The following is a 16755-nucleotide window of genomic DNA, read 5'->3' as shown; positions in this document are numbered from 1 at the left end:
AAGATGCAAATGCAAGTGATAAGGAATGCCAAAGTGATCAATGAACAAGGACAGCTCGAAGACAAACATATCGTCATTGCAGACGGATTGATTCAGTCGGTTGTGAGTGAGGCTGGAGCCTTGCCGGAAGCGGGCGAGAACGTGCGGATAATCGATGCCGAGGGCAAACTGGTCACACCGGGATTCATCGATATGCATGTGCACTTGAGAGAGCCGGGTTATGAGCATAAGGAAACGATCGAGAGCGGCAGCCGCTCAGCAGTGAAGGGCGGATTTACGACCATCGCCTGCATGCCTAACACAAGGCCGGTTACCGACTCGCCTGAAACGGTGAAACTGATACTGGACAAAGCGAGTGAGGCGAATCTTGCGAAGGTGCTGCCTTACGCTGCAATAACCAGGAATGAGCTGGGTCGTGAACTGACAGACTTCGAAGCCTTGAAGGCAGCGGGGGCGATTGGATTCACGGATGACGGGGTCGGCGTACAGAACGCACAGATGATGAAAGATGCCATGAAAAAAGCTAAAGCGCTGGGCATGCCGGTTATCGCTCACTGCGAGGACGATTCGCTGGTAAAGGGAGCTTGCGTGACCGAAGGCAAGTTCGCCCAGCAGCATGGCCTGAAAGGAATTCCGAACGAGTCGGAAGCGATCCATGTCGGACGGGATATTTTGCTGACGGAAGCCACCGGGGTACACTACCATGTATGCCATGTGAGCACAGAGCAGTCCGTACGTTTGATCCGCCAGGCGAAGGCGATTGGCATCTCGGTAACGGCTGAGGTATGCCCGCACCATCTGGTACTCTCGGACGAAGATATTCCCGGCCTTGATGCAAACTGGAAGATGAATCCGCCGCTGCGCACTCCGCGTGACGTAGAGGCTTGTATAGAAGGTCTGCTGGACGGAACGCTTGATATGATCGTGACGGATCACGCCCCGCACAGCGCTGAAGAGAAAGCCAAAGGCATGGAGCTCGCACCATTCGGTATCGTTGGATTCGAAACGGCATTTCCACTGCTCTATACCAAGTTTGTTGCAACAGGCAAATGGGATCTCGCATTGCTGGTCAAACGGATGACAAGTGATCCGGCAAGAGTATTCGGTCTTGCAACGGGTGTGCTGGAAGCCGGGGCAGCAGCGGACCTGACCATGATTGACCTGGAAGCCGAGAAGGAAGTGAACCCGGAAGAGTTCGCTACGAAAGGCCGCAACACTCCATTCACCGGCTGGAAGCTGAAGGGCTGGCCTGTGATGACTTGGGTGGACGGCGATATGAAATGGTCCGAACAAAATGGATTTTAAGTAACACTTAGGCCAATGACTTATAAAATATATTACACATAGATGACAGGAGTGATCGGGATGCAGGCAAGATTGTTACTGGAGGACGGTACGCTGTTCAGCGGAAAATCCTTCGGCGCGGATGCTGAAATGACCGGAGAGGTTGTTTTCAATACAGGGATTACAGGATATCAAGAGGTGCTGAGCGACCCGTCCTACTGCGGACAGATCGTGACGATGACGTACCCTTTGATCGGAAACTACGGCATCACGCGGGATGACTTTGAATCCATTCGGCCGTTCGTCCACGGATTCGTTGTTCGTCGTCATGAGCCTGTTCCTAGCAACTGGCGTGCAGAATACAGCGTTGACAGCTTGTTGAAGGAATATGGAATTCCAGGGATCAGCGAAATCGATACACGGATGTTGACCCGCATCATCCGTCATTACGGAACCATGAAGGGGATTCTGACAACGTCCAACAAGCCGGTAGAAGAGCTAAAGGAAATGCTCGGCGACACAACGATTGCTGAACTTCGCAATCAAGTGGCAAGTACTTCAACACCGCAAATGTTTACGAGCCCCGGCTCCAAGGAACGGATCGTTCTGGTTGACTTCGGTGCAAAAAGCGGGATTTTACGCGAGCTGACTTCCCGTGGCTGCGATGTAATCGTGGTTCCGCATGACACCACTGCGGACGAAATCCGCAGACTCCATCCGGATGGAATCCAGTTGTCCAACGGCCCTGGGGACCCGAAAGATGTTCCGTACGCTGTAGATATGGTCAAACAACTGCTTGGCGAATATCCGATCTTCGGCATCTGCCTGGGTCATCAATTGTTTGCACTGGCTGCGGGCGCTGACACCGAGAAGCTAAAATTCGGACACCGCGGCGGGAACCATCCGGTTAAAGAGCTTGCCAGCGGACGCTGCTATATTACTTCCCAGAATCATGGGTTTACAGTAAATGAAGATTCCGTTAAAGGCACGGAGCTTGAAGTCACGCATATCAACAACAACGATAAAACGATTGAAGGCTTGAAGCACTCGAAATTCCCGGCCTTCTCCGTACAGTATCACCCTGAAGCTGCACCTGGACCGCACGACAGCAGCTATCTGTTCGATCAATTCCTTGAAATGATAAGAGACCATAAAGAGAATGAAGTCCGGAAGCCGCGCCAGGCGGTTCTGGCCGCAGCCGTGAAAGGAGCTCGCTAATATGCCTAAAAATGAAACACTCAAAAAAATTCTCGTCATCGGCTCCGGTCCGATTGTCATCGGTCAAGCAGCGGAATTCGACTATGCAGGAACGCAAGCTTGCCAAGCACTGAAAGAAGAAGGTATCGAGGTTGTGCTGATCAACAGCAACCCCGCGACCATCATGACAGATACTAACATGGCGGATAAAGTATACATTGAGCCCATCACCCTGGATTTTGTCACGCAAATCATCCGACAGGAGCGTCCGGACGGATTGCTCCCAACGCTTGGAGGACAAACGGGTCTGAACATGGCGGTTGAGCTTGCGCGTGCCGGCATTTTGGAACAGGAGAATGTCAAACTGCTCGGAACTCAGCTGGAATCGATTGAGAAAGCGGAAGACCGCGACTTGTTCCGTGAGCTGATGCGCGAGCTTGAGCAGCCTGTACCAGAGAGCACCATCGTAACGACTTTGGAAGAGGCAATGGACTTCGCTGATGAGATCGGCTATCCGCTTATCGTTCGTCCTGCCTACACTTTGGGAGGAACCGGCGGAGGTATCTGCGCAACGGAAGAGGAACTGCGCGAAACGGTCAGCTCCGGCCTTCGCTACAGCCCGATTACACAGTGTTTGATCGAGAAGAGCATCGCAGGGATGAAGGAAGTCGAGTACGAGGTCATGCGCGATGCGAACGACAACTGTATCGTTGTGTGTAACATGGAGAACTTCGATCCGGTGGGCGTTCATACAGGCGACAGTATCGTTGTGGCACCAAGCCAGACGCTGTCTGACCGCGAGTATCAAATGCTCCGGAGCGCATCGCTCAAGATCATCCGTGCCCTGAACATTGAAGGCGGATGTAACGTACAGTTCGCGCTGGATCCGAACAGCTACCAATACTACGTCATCGAGGTAAATCCGCGGGTCAGCCGCTCATCTGCGCTCGCTTCAAAAGCAACGGGTTATCCGATTGCCAAGATGGCAGCCAAAATCGCCATGGGTTACACGCTGGACGAGATTGTCAATCCGGTAACGGGCCAGACCTATGCTTGCTTCGAGCCTACCCTGGACTATATCGTCAGCAAAATCCCGCGCTGGCCATTCGATAAGTTCATCCACGCTAACCGGAAGCTGGGAACACAGATGAAGGCAACCGGCGAAGTGATGGCGATTGGACGCACCTTTGAGGAATCCATTCATAAAGCAGTCCGCTCCTTGGAGATCGGTGTACACCGTCTTTACCTGAAAGGTGCCGCTGAGCTGAGTGATGAAGTGCTCCAGCAGCGTCTTGTGAAAGCAGACGATGAGCGGATATTCCTGATCGCCGAAGCATTCCGCCGCGGTTATGGACTGCAGCAGATCCAAGACCTTACAAACATCGACTGGTGGTTCCTGGACAAAATCGAGCGCCTGATTAAATATGAAGATCACATCCGACAAGAAGCTTCATTGACTTATGAAACCCTGTACGAAGCGAAACGTCTTGGTTTCACGGATCGCGCAATTGCCGAACTTCGCGCTGAAGGCAATGCAAGTACACATACAACCGAAGAATCAATCAGGTTCCTGCGTCACGAGCATGGATTGCGTCCGGTTTACAAAATGGTCGACACCTGCGCCGCAGAGTTCGAAGCAACAACGCCATACTACTACTCAACTTATGAAACGGAAAATGAAGTCATCGAATCCGCCAAGGAAAAGGTCATCGTGCTGGGTTCCGGTCCGATTCGGATCGGTCAAGGCATCGAGTTCGACTACTCCACCGTGCACGCTGTATGGGCGATCCAGAAGGCGGGATACGAAGCGGTTATAATCAACAACAACCCGGAAACCGTATCAACCGACTTTAATACGTCGGATCGCCTCTACTTCGAACCGCTCTTCTTCGAAGATGTTATGCACGTCATCGAACAGGAGAAGCCGATCGGCGTCATCGTGCAGTTCGGTGGGCAGACGGCCATTAATCTCGCCGAACCGCTGAGCAAAGCGGGCGTGAAGATTCTGGGCACAAGTCTGGAAAGCATTGACGAAGCCGAGGATCGCAAAAAATTCGAAGCGCTCCTGTCCAGACTGGACATTGCCCAACCGAAAGGAAAAACCGTAATATCGGTTGATGATGCTGTAGAAACGGCTCAATCGCTGGGTTATCCGGTACTGGTAAGACCATCGTATGTACTCGGCGGACGGGCCATGGAGATTGTATACTCCGACAGTGAGCTGCTTAGCTACATGAAAGAGGCGGTTAAGATTAACCCGGATCATCCGGTGCTGATTGACCGGTACATGATGGGCAAGGAAGTGGAAGTAGACGCGATCTGCGATGGCGACACCGTTCTGATTCCGGGAATTATGGAGCATGTAGAGCGCGCAGGAGTTCACTCCGGTGACTCGATTGCGGTATACCCTCCACAGTACTTGTCCCAGGATCTGAAGGAAAAGATCACGGAGATTACGATCAAGATTGCCAAGGAACTGAATACCCGCGGACTTGTCAACATCCAGTTCGTTATCTACAAAAATGAAGTGTACGTGATCGAAGTAAACCCGCGCTCCTCCCGGACGGTTCCATTCCTGAGCAAGGTTACCGGCATCCCGATGGCGAACCTGGCTACGCAGGCCATTATGGGCGGGAAGCTCAAGGATTTGGGATACGAGGAAGGCATGTGGCCGGAAAGCGACTATGTATCGGTTAAAGTGCCGGTGTTCTCCTTTGCGAAGCTTCGCCGGGTTGAGCCTACACTCGGACCGGAGATGAAATCTACCGGTGAGGTGATGGGCCGCGATGTGAAGTATGCCAAGGCACTATATAAAGGGCTGATCGGTGCAGGCATGAAGATTCCTTCGACGGGTGCCATTATCGCTACCATCGCAGACAAGGATAAAGCCGAAGCAGCAGCACTGCTCAAAGGCTTCCATAAGCTTGGTTATAAAATCATAGCAACAGGCGGAACAGCCGCGGCATTAAAAGAAGCGGGACTTGATGTGACGACCATTAACAAGCTGTCCGAAGGAACACCAAATATTCTGGATATGATCCGCACAGGTGAAGCGAACTTTGTCTTTAACACATTGACCAAAGGCAAAACGCCGCAGCGTGACGGATTCCGTATTCGCCGTGAAGCGGTTGAGAACGGCGTAGTGTGCATGACCTCGCTCGATACGGTTCGTGAGCTTCTGACCATGCTGGAGACGATCAACTTCTCTTCGGAAGCGATGCCGGTTTAAATCGAGAAGGAGGGGTACAGATGAACGCAAGCTCAAGCTACAATGAAATGGCGGGCCGCCTAATGGTGGCCCTGGATTACCCGGATGCCGATCGTGCGAAGGATCTGGTTCAGCAGCTCGAGGGCATTCCCTGTTACATGAAGGTGGGCATGCAGCTCTTCTACGCCGCAGGTCCTGACTTCGTGAAAGAACTGAAAGCAAAAGGATATTCCGTGTTTCTGGACGTGAAGATGCACGATATCCCCAATACGGTAAAAGGCGGCTCGCACAGCGTTACGCGGCTGGGTGTGGACATGTTTAACGTCCACGCCGGCGGCGGTGCGCTCATGATGCAGGCGGCAAAAGCCGGGGCAGAGGCCGCAGTGGCGGAAACCCCGGGTCTTGCCATGCCTACAATTATAGCGGTAACGCAGTTAACCAGTACGGATCAGGATGTCATGAATAACGAAATCGGGATCCCAGGGCTTGTAGAGGACACCGTTGTAAGATACGCTTCGTTGGCCCAGCAAGCCGGACTGCACGGCGTCGTGGCTTCATCGCTTGAAGTGGAAGCCATTCGCACCGCGTGCGGTAAGGATTTTAAAACCGTTATCCCGGGCATTCGTCCTGCTGGCGCGGATATCGGTGACCAGGCCCGGGTGCTTACGCCGGGAGAAGCGGTTCGCAGGGGCAGCCACTATCTAGTTGTTGGTCGTCCAATTACCTCTACCGCGAACCCTAGACAAGCAGCAGAACAGATTATTGAGGAGATGATTCAAGCATGAGTACACTCGCGAATATTCCGCATCAGATCGCATCCCATTTGCTGAAGATTGAGGCCGTTTCCCTTCGTCCACACCAGCCGTTTACATGGACGTCGGGCATCAAATCTCCAATTTACTGCGACAACCGCCTGACGATGTCCTACCCCGAGATTCGTGACTACATCGCTGAATCGTTTGCTGCTGTCATCCGGGAGCAGTATCCGGAAGCGGAAGCCATTGCCGGAACGGCGACAGCAGGAATTCCGCACGCGGCCTTTGTATCCCAGAAGTTGAATCTGCCGATGTCTTATATTCGGGACAAGGCCAAAGGCCATGGCAAGGAAAACCTGATTGAAGGTCTGATCAAGCCGGGGCAGAAGGTGGTTGTGATTGAGGACCTGATCTCCACCGGCGGCAGCTCATTGAAAGCAGCGCAAGCGGTCAAGGATGCAGGTGCAGAGCCGCTGGCGGTACTGGCCATATTCAGCTATCAGCTGGATAAAGCGGTACAAGCCTTCGCCGAAGCTGGAATTCCGCTGCAGAGCTTGTCCAACTACGGTGCACTCATCGATGTAGCCCTATCCGAGAACCGGATACAAGAAGAGGATGTACAGCTACTTCAGTCCTGGAGAGCGAATCCTTCCTCCTTCGGACTATAAACATTATTGTACAGATTATAATTTTTGATCCGACTGCCGCCTCTGAGATTTTTTGCAGAGGCGGCGTTTTTTATCTTTTTAGAAAGGGATAGTGCCTCTAGAACCGTAGCTGTTTATTCCTTGTGATGAGAAACCAATTTATACTTTGTGAATTAATAAAGTAAATATATAGGGGGTATATGGGATTTAACCATGGCATAGTTTATACTATAAATAAAATAAAAGTATAAATGAGGGATGACCATGTTGGCTGTTGAAGCAGTAGGTGTCCATAAAAAGTTTGGCTCTACATACGGAGTTAAGGATTTGAACATGTCAGTTGAGCAGGGCGAGGTGTTTGGCTTTATTGGACCGAATGGCGCTGGGAAGTCGACTACCATTCGAATGATCATGCAGTTATTGTCTCCAAGTTCGGGTGAACTTCATGTGCTTGGCACATCCATGCGGCAAGAGCAGCCGGAACTTCGGCGGCGCATCGGTTACTTACCATCAGAGATCATCCTCTATCCTAATATGACGGGCAGGGAGATGCTTGAATTTACCGCCAGAGCACATGGGCTGAAAGTTAAACAGACCGAGGCTCTTCAATATGCCGAAAGGCTGCAATGGGATCCCGGCATCAAAATCAAAGCCTATTCCCTTGGCAATCGAAAGAAGCTGGGCATCATTTTGGCTCTTCTGCACCAGCCGGAACTGCTTATTCTCGATGAGCCCACTTCTGGTCTGGATCCCCTTGTGCAGCATGAGTTTTTTCAAATGCTGGGTGAGTTCAACCGGAAATGGGGCATGACGATATTTTTTTCGACTCATGTGCTGTCGGAGGTGGAGAAGGTGTGCCAGCGAGTTGCTTTTATACGTGATGGTGAACTGCTCCGTATATCACGCATGGAAGATTTGTCTGCCGGGAGAAGTCATCGGATCATGCTTCGGCTGGAAATGCCGGGTGATCAGCGCGAGAACGACCTTTTGAATTTTATCGATGCAAAGGTCCAGTTTGATGGCACGTATCATTGGTTTGATACGGGAGGAAACCCGTTGTCGAATACGCTGGCCGCATTATCCCGGCTTCCGATAGCGGATCTGACGATTCGAAGGCCAACAATTGAAGAAATGTTCATGGACGATTATCGGGTGCAGCATGCAGAGGAGGAACGGGTATGAGGTGGAATCTGGTTCAACAGGAGCTTCGTCAAAACAGACGCGGATTCTGGACGTGTTTTCTTGTGACCTTATTAATACTGATTCTTTTGCTGGGCAAGGCAGAAGCCTTTGTGAACAATCCGGAAATGGAACAGCTCATAAAAGGTTTGCCGGAAGGCCTGCTTAAAGCATTTGGCATAGAGCCTGAAAGCTTTCGTACCTTCGAAGGGTTCGTGGCAACGCAGGCCTACCCCTATTTTATCGTGCTGGTATCTTCTTTTGCGACGTCGTGGGCAGCTTGAAGCATATCCAGGGAACGAGACAGGGGCACTGCAGAATTTCTGTTCACGCTGCCTTACAGCAGAGGGGAGGTATTCTGGAGCAAAGCGTTTGCGAACTGGCTGCATATGACGATTGTGTTTGTTGTCGGTTCACTGCTTATTCTGCTGCTGGCTAGGTATACGGTGCAACTGGAGCAATATGGAGGCTTATTGCTGCTATTGTTGTCAGGTTATTTACTGGTGCTGCTGTTCATGGGGATCGGTTACGCGTTTACCTCCTGGTTCTCTTCTGATCGCACGGCTGTGGCCGTAGGAGCTGGAGTCGCTGTTCTGGCATTCCTGCTCAAGCTGCTGTCCGGCAGCAGTGAGATGATGCATAAGGTATCTTCAATCTCGCCCTACCGGCTCTTCGATGCGTTGGATATTGTCCGGGGGGGCGGGTTGACAGCGGTGAGCTGGGTCGTTACATTAGGACTGTATGCGGCTGGCACAGCCATAGGTGTCCTTATGCTGAAGAGAAGGGATATCGTTTAACCGATGAATGCCAAGAAAGAAGCAGTGCTGGAAGCTGGGAAACGGTTGTTTTTGGAACATGGAATTTTGCAGACAAGCATGGAACAAATCGCGGAAGCGGTGCCTGTCTCCAAGATGACCATTTATAATTATTATCAGAGCAAGGAAGGGTTACTGGATCATGTAGTGGATCGGATGATTGAGGAATTGATGTCAATTTATCGCGATGTGATGGAGCAGGCCAGGGATCCTCTTGAAGCATTAACCATTTTCTATAGGGATCAGGAGAAATTTTCGGTGCATGTGTCGCAGAAGTTCGTGACGGATCTGGCCAAATTTCCGGAGCAGATGGAGAAGCTGATGCAGTTCAACCAGAAGTATGTAGTGCCTGATTTTGAATTGCTGATCTTTAAGGGCCAGCAGCTTGGCCAGATTCGAAAAGATATCTCCCCTCAGGTGCTGGTCGCTTTCATGACCTTCATTAAGGAGTTTACGGCGCGGAACGAGTGGTATAATGGTCTGGGTAGCATTAACGCGGTGAGTGAGCAGTTGATGACGATTATGTATTACGGCATTATCCAGAAGGATGACCCGCCTCATCCTACATGAAATCAAAGAACATTCCAGTGGTTGTTTACGACCCGGGATGTTTTTTTTTGAGGTTTTCAGCGATCCATTGTTTTATATGTGACTGAATTGGGTATATGTTCCTATAAATTTAGGGCCAGGATTTGGTAGAGGGGGAGGAGACGTCTCACCTATAATAGTAATGATGGCTTGTGATTTATTTACAAAAATAGGCGGGACTGACCGTAAGGAGGAGAGATCTTTGGAATTTTCGTCAAGGATCAAACTGACCGGCAAACAATTTTTTGTGTTAACCGGCATCGTTGGTGCAAGAGCTGTCATCGGGCTCGAAGATCCTTTCCGCGGTACGCTTGCCGAGGAGATGCCCGCAGAAGTGGCCAGGATAGAACAGGAGCTCCTGGAGGAAGGCTTGATTGTTACAGATACCGTCGATAACGAGCCGGTTCTTGCGCAGGAATTGCTGGAATACATAGAAGTATGCAGCCGGACCCTGTTAACGGTTCACATGAGGGTTTCCGGTTCTGAGGGAGAACCGAAGGAGTGTTTTATTTACTACAGTTCAGCCCTTGTCGTAAAATCCGAAATCGAAAGCGGTCCATCCGGTGAGCGGATATATGTATTGGAGGAGCTGGGAACGCCTTCAGAGGCCTGGTTGAAGATCATTGGCTACCTGCAGCTTGAGGATAGGAAAAACCGCGGCACGGGCCCTCTAGCTCTGCCTAAGGGCTGGTTCCAGCAATGGATGAACGCTGAACAAGGTGAGCAGGAGCCGCAGCGGCATTTGCTGGCGCAAGGCTACCCGGAATCCGTTGTTACGGCTTTGGCTGACACTGTAAGAAGTCCGGAGAGATATGCTTCATTCACTGTGTATTATTGTCCGGATCTGAATTGCAGAATCCAAGGGATTGAACTGTTAAGGGGGAAAGATTCCAATTGGCTGATCCGCCCTGAAGGAGATCAGGATCAGATCCGGGGCGCCCAAGTTACAGAGATCATCCATGAGCTTGGAGCCGTAATAGAGCGTATAAAGTGATAGAGGACAAACATGGCTCTAACATCTTACAGTGTGTCTTCTCGATCAACTACATGGAGGATTGTTTGATATGACCAAAATACGTGTAGTACCCGAAATGCTGAACCAGCAAGGAGCAGCGGTATCTGATATTGCACGGGAAGTCCAGCAGCTTCAGGAGCGGATGCAGCAGCGCATTCAGAGCATGTCGTGGGAGACACGTCATCGTGCACAGGTTGAGCAGCGCCTGGCGCAGTGCAGGGCTGCTTGTCAGTCGGTGGTAAGTCGTCTGGAGCAGAATCGCGGGCAGTTGGTGAAGAAGGCCAGCGATTTCTCGCAAACCGACCAGTCGCTTGGGAACAGCTTGACCTTCGGCAAACAATCGGTAGCTCAAATTAGTCCGCATCTGCTGCTACAGACGAGCCTGGCACAAAACGGGAGCAAAAAGTCAGATCCCCCCGTAACGGCAGCAGGGGTTGAATTTAATGCGCTCGCTCCATTTGGCGGAACGGCTGATCAATGGTCCAGCAACCCGCTGGCGGCCACCGGCGTATTGTTCGGGACCGTAACGGCATCAGGAACGATGTATAAATACTGGGACATGTACCGGAACGGATTTGGAGTCTGGCTTGAGAAGGACAGACGCGGCAATATGCGAGCCAATGTGACCAACGGAATGATGGCCAATATCCGCAAGAAAACCTATGCCGAATACAACTGGCGGAATCACCCCCGAATCCCAAAGTATGTCCTTCCGGGCGCAGCGGTTAAAGATTCGCTTAGCTGGAAAGGCGGTAAGCTCGGTTATGCGGGTATCGCCATGCAAACGGTGGGCAATCTGGTCACGAATATCAATGAGAACAAAAGTGGAGCCAAAATAGCCGGGGACGCTGCCGTGGATGTGGGTGTCGGCTTGGGTACGGTTGTAGCCTCCGCAGCAGCTGGTGCCAAAGCCGGTGCGCTGATCGGGACGGCGGTGGGCGGTCCGATCGGAACCCTCGCGGGTGCGGCAATCGGTTTTGGTGTTTCGGTGGGTGCTTCCTATGTCATGGATGGGATCAAGTTTGCAGATTTTGACGGGAATGGCGAGAAGGATACTTTAACCGAGGGTTTAAAAATAGGAGTTGAGAAATTAGGGTCGACGATAGCCGGTTGGTTCAAATAAGGGGAGTGTAACAGATGGGCACAAAGATTTCGGAGGAAGCGTTATTTCATTTCCGGCTGATACCCGCAGAGCAAATCCGGGGCGGCATCGTATGTTTTTTATTTATTATGCTGATACCAGCACTGGTTACTTTGTCGGAGCCGATGATGTCGATCTATTTTTACATCGCTTGCGCAGTATGGGGGGCTATGCTGCTGTGGGGAATGGGCTTGAGTTTAAACCCGTATCAATCCGAGGTCGGTTTCGTGCTGTATTTGGGGTTGTATGGTTTGGCGCTGGCCGTTACTTGTCAGGTCGCTATATTAAAAATGATGTATCACATGGCTGGGGTCGATTCCATTGGATATGGTCTCAGCTCGGTAGCGGTCATGCTGCTATTGCTCGTTCTATTCTATGTCCTGCATTTTAGAGCGCTGCAGCAAGGAGCCTATCAATCCATGGAGAGGCAGGGTCGGGTCGGAAAAGCTGGCAAGGCCGCCTTGCTGTTTGCGGCTATCGGTTACACAGGTTATTACTTGGCAGTCGCGGTTATCGGAGATATTGGCAGGTTCGTGATGGGAATGGCGGCTTTTTCCGTCCTGTTGATTCTCGGTCTGTATTTGGCCGTTGTGTTCATTCATCGCTACTTCTTTATTCAGAATCATATGGATCAACTGAAAGAGCATTACCCCGTTTTGGGGCTGCCGAAGGAGCAGCGGAACGCAGCGTATCTGAACAAAATGAAACAGGGGCGCGCACCGGCGGCACCGCATCGTCCAAGCAAGAAAAGGAGAGGGTAATTATGACACAGCAGTTATTGCCAAACGGATCGATTGTTATTTTGAAACAAGGGGAGAAGAAGCTGGTGGTATACGGGCGCAAGCAGATTCTTGCACTTGAGCGGCCGCAAATGTTCGATTATCTGGCCTGCCCGTACCCGGAAGGGTATGTTAGCCCGGAATTTGCCTATGTGTTTAATCATGAGGATATCCAGGACATTATATTTACCGGCTACCAGGACGAAGAGGAGGAGCAGTTTCAAACCGTACTGGCTGAGACAAAAGCTACATAACATCCCAGAGTATATTTTCATAAAGGTTCATAAGGGAGGAGCGTGAGGTAGATCATGTCAGGACGCATAGAGGTATCCCCGGAGGAACTGCGCCGCGCAGCGGCAGACATTCGCAGCGGAAGTGACTATGGCGGGGAACTGGTAGCCAGAATGTCACAGATCATTGAGACGCTGAATGCAGAATGGGAGGGTGTTTCGCAGCAGCGGTTTCGCACAGAGGCTGAGGAGACAAAGGCACAGCTCGTGAATTTTATCCAGATGATGAATTCGATGGAGCAGGAGCTCATGAGCATTGCTGCCCGGTTTGCAGAGGCTGACGGACAATAGGCGGAGCGATTTATTAAGCGACAAAAACAAACTTGGCGACCTTTCCCCGGTTGAATTCCGGGAAAAGATCGCCGCCTTGATTAAAACTCTCTTTTTTTGTGTCTACATGACGGGGCTATGATCAGTGGTACGGTATAGGGCTGATTGTTTTTTTATTAGGGAAGGACTTTGTGGATATTGCGGTTTTTTAGTGGAAGTTTGGACATAATATGACAGCAGCAGATTATACTTCAGGTAAGGAGTCGCATAGGATGAATTGGATCTATTACGGAAAGCTGTATAAAACCAAATTTCAAGCAGGGTGCTTCGCCAAACGGTTGGAGCAGGATGGATGGCTGTTCGGGTACAATGATCCGCGGATGGTGGAGGTTTACCGTTCCAGGAAGGGCCGATACGGCGTTCGATTTATGCCTTGATTAAATTCCATTAAAACAGTACTTGACTTGATGCAAGGGAATGGTGTATATTTATTCTTGTCGCTGTTTGATACAGCATTGACGCGGGGTGGAGCAGTTCGGTAGCTCGTCGGGCTCATAACCCGAAGGCCGCAGGTTCAAATCCTGCCCCCGCAACCAATTTTTAAACGATGTATGTATGACGTCCTTATGTTTATGTGTACATGTATGTTCAGGGCCCTTAGCTCAGTTGGTTAGAGCGGTCGGCTCATAACCGATTGGTCGGGGGTTCGAGTCCCTCAGGGCCCACTTTATCGAAAACCCTTGCTGACGCAAGGGTTTTTTGCTGTTTATAGAACCTGACCTTCTTCAATATTTTAGTTCTTTAAGCATACGTTTTTCCTTCTTTTGTATCTATCTATTAAGTAATTAAGTCTTTAGACCGATAGTTTAAGGGTTGAGTCGAAAATAGAAAACAGGAGGAGAAAGAGAAATGCAGAAGAGAAAGATTGTTCTTGCAATGACAGCATTATTAATGTTGGGGGGAACTGCTGTGTATGCAGCTGCCCCTCAAATCAAAGGCACCATACAAAACTTCAAGTATGTGCTAAACGGGAAAAGTTGGACTCACTCCGGTAAACCCATCTTGGTGAATGGTCAATATTATTTGCCAGTCAGTACCGTTAAAGAAGCAACCAAAACAAATATCACAATTGACAAAGCCAAGGGAACCGTGAATATCGGTGAGAACTTGAAGGCAACCCCTATTTTGAATGAGCAAATAAAGTACTATAATGCAGCTTTGTCTAGAGATTCACAATACACGGATAAATTTAAGGAAGTCATTCTTACTAAGGGCTCATTGCCAAGTGTGTATCTTTTCCCGCAATCTAAGTATCAAACACTGGTTCTAGATGTACGTGCAATCCAAGAAGATGTAACGATCATTCTCAAGAACAAGGACAACCGAGAAGAGTTGAAATCGTTGTTCATTCCCCAGGGCAAGCCTGAGCAGATTGAAATCAATATTACTGGAATAAAAGAACTTGAAGTTGAAGTTAGAGGAAATGCAGTCATTTATCCAACTTCACATTATAAGTGAATGATGCTTTGAAGAACTCCGCTAGCCTTGGCTGGCGGGGTCTTTTTTTGCTGTTTATATGGCTGCAGCCATAAATGATCATAGGTCGAGCGTGCTGCTTGGTATCAGTTTAACCATCTGATGATCAAGCGGGGGATATAAAGTACAACATCGAAGATCAAGGATATAACACCACCGGAATGCTCTAATTGGGTTCTTCCCAACTTCTTCATACTTCTTGTGCACCTCCATTTTGATAAGGGGTGTTGCTGCTGCCTTAGTTCTTCGTTCGTCACGAATGACGAATCAGATCATCATGTTTTCACGAAAGGTCCCTTTGAAACAATACGGCCAAATCTCTCCGTGGTTTCAACATGTTCTCCTTGGGGAATTTGTAATCGCAGGCGACTTGCGTTACATTTTAGAGGAGCCGTTAAAGACCAGATGTAATCCAAGGGCTGCGACTGGTTGGTATGTCAGCTCATTTTAGTACATAGGACGGGGGATCATAGTGTCAGAATGGGTATTGAATCAGTCCTGGGGACTGCCTGTGTTGCTTGCCTTTTTGGTGATTGTATTCGTGTTTGAATCGAGAAAAGCCTTCAAGGCTTATAAAGAAAAAAGACGCTTCGAGCTGGGCTGGGCACTTTTATTTGCGCTTGTGGCTCTATTGGCAATCATTGTCCTGGTGGCTTATTAAAATACATAGCAAAACAAGCGCTCGTCAGCTGCTGACGGGCGCTTGTTCCATGTTATAAAGATATAGCGGTAGGGGGATCGTTTCCCTGTTCGTCAACGTTCATTCATGACGGCTTCGGTAGCGGACCAGGCTCTGCCGGCACGCATGGCCAGGAAGAAGCAGAGAATGAGAACGATGGAGGCAGCGATGTACGGATAATTGATATCCAGGTCAAACAAATACCCGGCCACAAGCGGGCCTGCGATATTTCCAAGGCTGGTGTAAGCGGAGTTTAAGCCGGCAACATAGCCTTGCTGATCCTTGGCCAGCTTGGACATTTGCGTACCGATAGCGGGACGCAGGATGTCAATCGACAGGAACACCAGGAAGGTTACGAGGAATATCAACCAGTACTTATGCACAAACAGGGTTAACAGTATACATATTCCCGCGGTTAACAAACTGAGTGTGATGACTCTTTTCTCCCCAAACCGGTTCAGGATCCATCCGAATATTGTGGCCTGCACAACGGCGCCGGCAATCGAACCAAATGTTATGATCATGGCAATATCTTTGGGGGTAAAACCGAATTTATGATCTACGAACAATCCGAACACAGTCTCATAATTGGCAAGACCGAAGGAGAGAACAAATACAATGACTAAACTTAAGAAATAAGGCTCTCTGAAGGAACGCGCCAGCTGGACAAACAGACTCTCCTTCTTCCGTCCCAGCACGGTAGGTGCTTCTTGTTTGGCCGAAGATTCGGGCAGCAGAATTAACGTTACCAAGGCAGCGATACCGCCCGCGACTGCGGCTGCATAGAAGGGTACCCGGATCCCAAATTCAGCAATAAAACCCCCGATTCCCGGCCCGATAATGAATCCGGTGGTAATCGCAGCATTAATGAAGCCCATGCCTCTGGCACGCTCCTCATTAGAAGTCACGTCAGCCGTGTAGGCCATAATGGCAGGCATGATAAGTGCGGCGCCTATGCCGCCGAGCATCCTGGCTGCAAACAGCAGCGTCGGCGTGCTGGCAGCCCCGAACAGCCATTCCGATAAGGCGAATACAATCATACCGGAGATGATAATTTTTTTACGTCCTACGGAGTCGGACAAGCGGCCCGCGAGTGGCGAGAACAGCAGCTGCGTTAATGAAAAAGCAGCCACGAGCATGCCCACGGTACTGCCGTTAATATTAAGCTCCGTCATATAGGTGGGCATAATGGGTATGACCAGACCGATACCGGTAAAGACTAAAAATATATTGAACATAAGGAGCAGGATCGCTCCATTATTACGCAGCAGTAATGACATGATGATTCCTCCAAAAATAAATGACGATCCCACGTGTTGTCGTGATTTACATGTTTATATAATTGCATACTGAACGTTCGGTTTGTAACATT

The 16755-nt window shown here is 50.0% G+C and carries 18 protein-coding genes and 2 tRNA genes; 19 read left to right on the top strand and 1 reads right to left on the bottom strand.

Going from position 1 to position 16755, the window contains the following annotated elements:
• Positions 1 to 3: 3 nt before the first annotated feature.
• The 19 genes from PGL02S_RS22825 (at position 4) to PGL02S_RS22740 (ending at position 15365) form a co-directional block, all read left to right on the top strand.
• On the top strand, positions 4 to 1305 hold the full coding sequence (locus tag PGL02S_RS22825) for a dihydroorotase (protein WP_036637921.1): 1302 nt from the start codon (positions 4 to 6) through the stop codon (positions 1303 to 1305).
• A gap of 60 nt (positions 1306 to 1365) precedes the next feature.
• Complete coding sequence (gene carA / locus PGL02S_RS22820; protein ID WP_036637924.1) at positions 1366 to 2502, top strand: glutamine-hydrolyzing carbamoyl-phosphate synthase small subunit; 1137 nt, start codon at positions 1366 to 1368, stop codon at positions 2500 to 2502.
• A gap of 1 nt (position 2503) precedes the next feature.
• Complete coding sequence (gene carB, locus PGL02S_RS22815) at positions 2504 to 5710, top strand: carbamoyl-phosphate synthase large subunit (protein WP_006209106.1); 3207 nt, start codon at positions 2504 to 2506, stop codon at positions 5708 to 5710.
• A gap of 20 nt (positions 5711 to 5730) precedes the next feature.
• The gene (gene pyrF, locus PGL02S_RS22810; protein WP_036637927.1) at positions 5731 to 6474 is read left to right on the top strand and encodes an orotidine-5'-phosphate decarboxylase; all 744 of its coding nucleotides are present in this window, start codon (positions 5731 to 5733) and stop codon (positions 6472 to 6474) included.
• The gene (pyrE, locus tag PGL02S_RS22805; protein ID WP_036637930.1) at positions 6471 to 7112 is read left to right on the top strand and encodes an orotate phosphoribosyltransferase; all 642 of its coding nucleotides are present in this window, start codon (positions 6471 to 6473) and stop codon (positions 7110 to 7112) included. Before pyrF ends, pyrE begins: the two co-directional genes overlap by 4 nt.
• A 243-nt stretch (positions 7113 to 7355) precedes the next feature.
• The gene (locus PGL02S_RS22800; RefSeq protein WP_036637934.1) at positions 7356 to 8273 is read left to right on the top strand and encodes an ABC transporter ATP-binding protein; all 918 of its coding nucleotides are present in this window, start codon (positions 7356 to 7358) and stop codon (positions 8271 to 8273) included.
• Entirely contained in the window at positions 8270 to 8554 is a 285-nt protein-coding gene (locus tag PGL02S_RS22795; RefSeq protein WP_036637937.1) for a hypothetical protein, read from the top strand. Before PGL02S_RS22800 ends, PGL02S_RS22795 begins: the two co-directional genes overlap by 4 nt.
• Before the next feature lie 3 nt (positions 8555 to 8557).
• Positions 8558 to 9067, top strand: a complete 510-nt coding sequence (locus PGL02S_RS22790; RefSeq protein ID WP_081742715.1) for an ABC transporter permease subunit — start codon at positions 8558 to 8560, stop codon at positions 9065 to 9067.
• Between the two features lie 3 nt (positions 9068 to 9070).
• Positions 9071 to 9655 (top strand): TetR/AcrR family transcriptional regulator, encoded by a 585-nt coding sequence (locus tag PGL02S_RS22785; protein WP_036637940.1) that lies wholly within the window; start codon positions 9071 to 9073, stop codon positions 9653 to 9655.
• Between the two features lie 220 nt (positions 9656 to 9875).
• On the top strand, positions 9876 to 10667 hold the full coding sequence (locus PGL02S_RS22780; RefSeq protein WP_036637942.1) for a hypothetical protein: 792 nt from the start codon (positions 9876 to 9878) through the stop codon (positions 10665 to 10667).
• A gap of 70 nt (positions 10668 to 10737) precedes the next feature.
• Positions 10738 to 11811: a WXG100 family type VII secretion target gene (locus tag PGL02S_RS22775; RefSeq protein WP_006209113.1), complete on the top strand. Its 1074-nt coding sequence runs from the start codon at positions 10738 to 10740 to the stop codon at positions 11809 to 11811.
• 14 nt (positions 11812 to 11825) lie between these two features.
• Entirely contained in the window at positions 11826 to 12590 is a 765-nt protein-coding gene (locus PGL02S_RS22770) for a hypothetical protein (RefSeq protein ID WP_036637943.1), read from the top strand.
• A 2-nt stretch (positions 12591 to 12592) separates the two neighbouring features.
• On the top strand, positions 12593 to 12862 hold the full coding sequence (locus tag PGL02S_RS22765) for a DUF4176 domain-containing protein (protein ID WP_036637945.1): 270 nt from the start codon (positions 12593 to 12595) through the stop codon (positions 12860 to 12862).
• A 54-nt stretch (positions 12863 to 12916) separates the two neighbouring features.
• Positions 12917 to 13189: a WXG100 family type VII secretion target gene (locus PGL02S_RS22760; protein WP_006209117.1), complete on the top strand. Its 273-nt coding sequence runs from the start codon at positions 12917 to 12919 to the stop codon at positions 13187 to 13189.
• A gap of 251 nt (positions 13190 to 13440) precedes the next feature.
• Positions 13441 to 13605, top strand: coding sequence for a hypothetical protein (locus PGL02S_RS28370; RefSeq protein WP_006209118.1), 165 nt, complete (start codon positions 13441 to 13443; stop codon positions 13603 to 13605).
• A gap of 82 nt (positions 13606 to 13687) precedes the next feature.
• A tRNA-Met gene (locus PGL02S_RS22755) sits at positions 13688 to 13764 on the top strand.
• A 55-nt stretch (positions 13765 to 13819) separates the two neighbouring features.
• A tRNA-Ile gene (locus PGL02S_RS22750) sits at positions 13820 to 13893 on the top strand.
• Positions 13894 to 14077: 184 nt separating this feature from the next.
• Entirely contained in the window at positions 14078 to 14686 is a 609-nt protein-coding gene (locus PGL02S_RS22745; RefSeq protein ID WP_036637946.1) for a stalk domain-containing protein, read from the top strand.
• Positions 14687 to 15176: 490 nt separating this feature from the next.
• A complete protein-coding gene (locus PGL02S_RS22740; RefSeq protein WP_006209126.1) occupies positions 15177 to 15365 on the top strand; it encodes a hypothetical protein in 189 nt (62 codons plus the stop codon).
• A gap of 92 nt (positions 15366 to 15457) precedes the next feature.
• Here the strand turns inward: PGL02S_RS22740 and PGL02S_RS22735 are convergent, their stop codons facing one another.
• Positions 15458 to 16663 carry an MFS transporter gene (locus PGL02S_RS22735; protein ID WP_036637947.1) on the bottom strand — a complete coding sequence of 402 codons (1206 nt, stop codon included), beginning with the start codon at positions 16661 to 16663 and terminating at the stop codon, positions 15458 to 15460.
• Between the last annotated feature and the right edge of the window lie 92 nt (positions 16664 to 16755).

It is taken from the genome of Paenibacillus glucanolyticus NBRC 15330, assembly GCF_004000885.1.
In the GTDB taxonomy this organism is placed as follows: Bacteria; Bacillota; Bacilli; order Paenibacillales; family Paenibacillaceae; genus Paenibacillus_AQ; species Paenibacillus_AQ glucanolyticus.
Note: the sequence above shows the minus strand (reverse complement) of the source record. Positions and strands in the feature narration are given on the sequence as shown.

Excerpts from the sequence above, each read along its gene's own strand:
- PGL02S_RS22765 (WP_036637945.1), top strand. The coding sequence starts at position 12,593 with ATGACACAGCAGTTATTGCCAAACGGATCGATTGTTATTTTGAAACAA.
- PGL02S_RS22825 (WP_036637921.1), top strand. The coding sequence starts at position 4 with ATGCAAATGCAAGTGATAAGGAATGCCAAAGTGATCAATGAACAAGGA.
- PGL02S_RS22785 (WP_036637940.1), top strand. The coding sequence starts at position 9,071 with ATGAATGCCAAGAAAGAAGCAGTGCTGGAAGCTGGGAAACGGTTGTTT.
- carA (WP_036637924.1), top strand. The coding sequence starts at position 1,366 with ATGCAGGCAAGATTGTTACTGGAGGACGGTACGCTGTTCAGCGGAAAA.
- PGL02S_RS22745 (WP_036637946.1), top strand. The coding sequence starts at position 14,078 with ATGCAGAAGAGAAAGATTGTTCTTGCAATGACAGCATTATTAATGTTG.
- pyrE (WP_036637930.1), top strand. The coding sequence starts at position 6,471 with ATGAGTACACTCGCGAATATTCCGCATCAGATCGCATCCCATTTGCTG.
- PGL02S_RS22735 (WP_036637947.1), bottom strand. The coding sequence starts at position 16,663 with ATGTCATTACTGCTGCGTAATAATGGAGCGATCCTGCTCCTTATGTTC.
- carB (WP_006209106.1), top strand. The coding sequence starts at position 2,504 with ATGCCTAAAAATGAAACACTCAAAAAAATTCTCGTCATCGGCTCCGGT.
- PGL02S_RS22775 (WP_006209113.1), top strand. The coding sequence starts at position 10,738 with ATGACCAAAATACGTGTAGTACCCGAAATGCTGAACCAGCAAGGAGCA.
- PGL02S_RS22795 (WP_036637937.1), top strand. The coding sequence starts at position 8,270 with ATGAGGTGGAATCTGGTTCAACAGGAGCTTCGTCAAAACAGACGCGGA.
- PGL02S_RS22800 (WP_036637934.1), top strand. The coding sequence starts at position 7,356 with ATGTTGGCTGTTGAAGCAGTAGGTGTCCATAAAAAGTTTGGCTCTACA.
- PGL02S_RS22770 (WP_036637943.1), top strand. The coding sequence starts at position 11,826 with ATGGGCACAAAGATTTCGGAGGAAGCGTTATTTCATTTCCGGCTGATA.
- PGL02S_RS28370 (WP_006209118.1), top strand. The coding sequence starts at position 13,441 with ATGAATTGGATCTATTACGGAAAGCTGTATAAAACCAAATTTCAAGCA.
- pyrF (WP_036637927.1), top strand. The coding sequence starts at position 5,731 with ATGAACGCAAGCTCAAGCTACAATGAAATGGCGGGCCGCCTAATGGTG.
- PGL02S_RS22760 (WP_006209117.1), top strand. The coding sequence starts at position 12,917 with ATGTCAGGACGCATAGAGGTATCCCCGGAGGAACTGCGCCGCGCAGCG.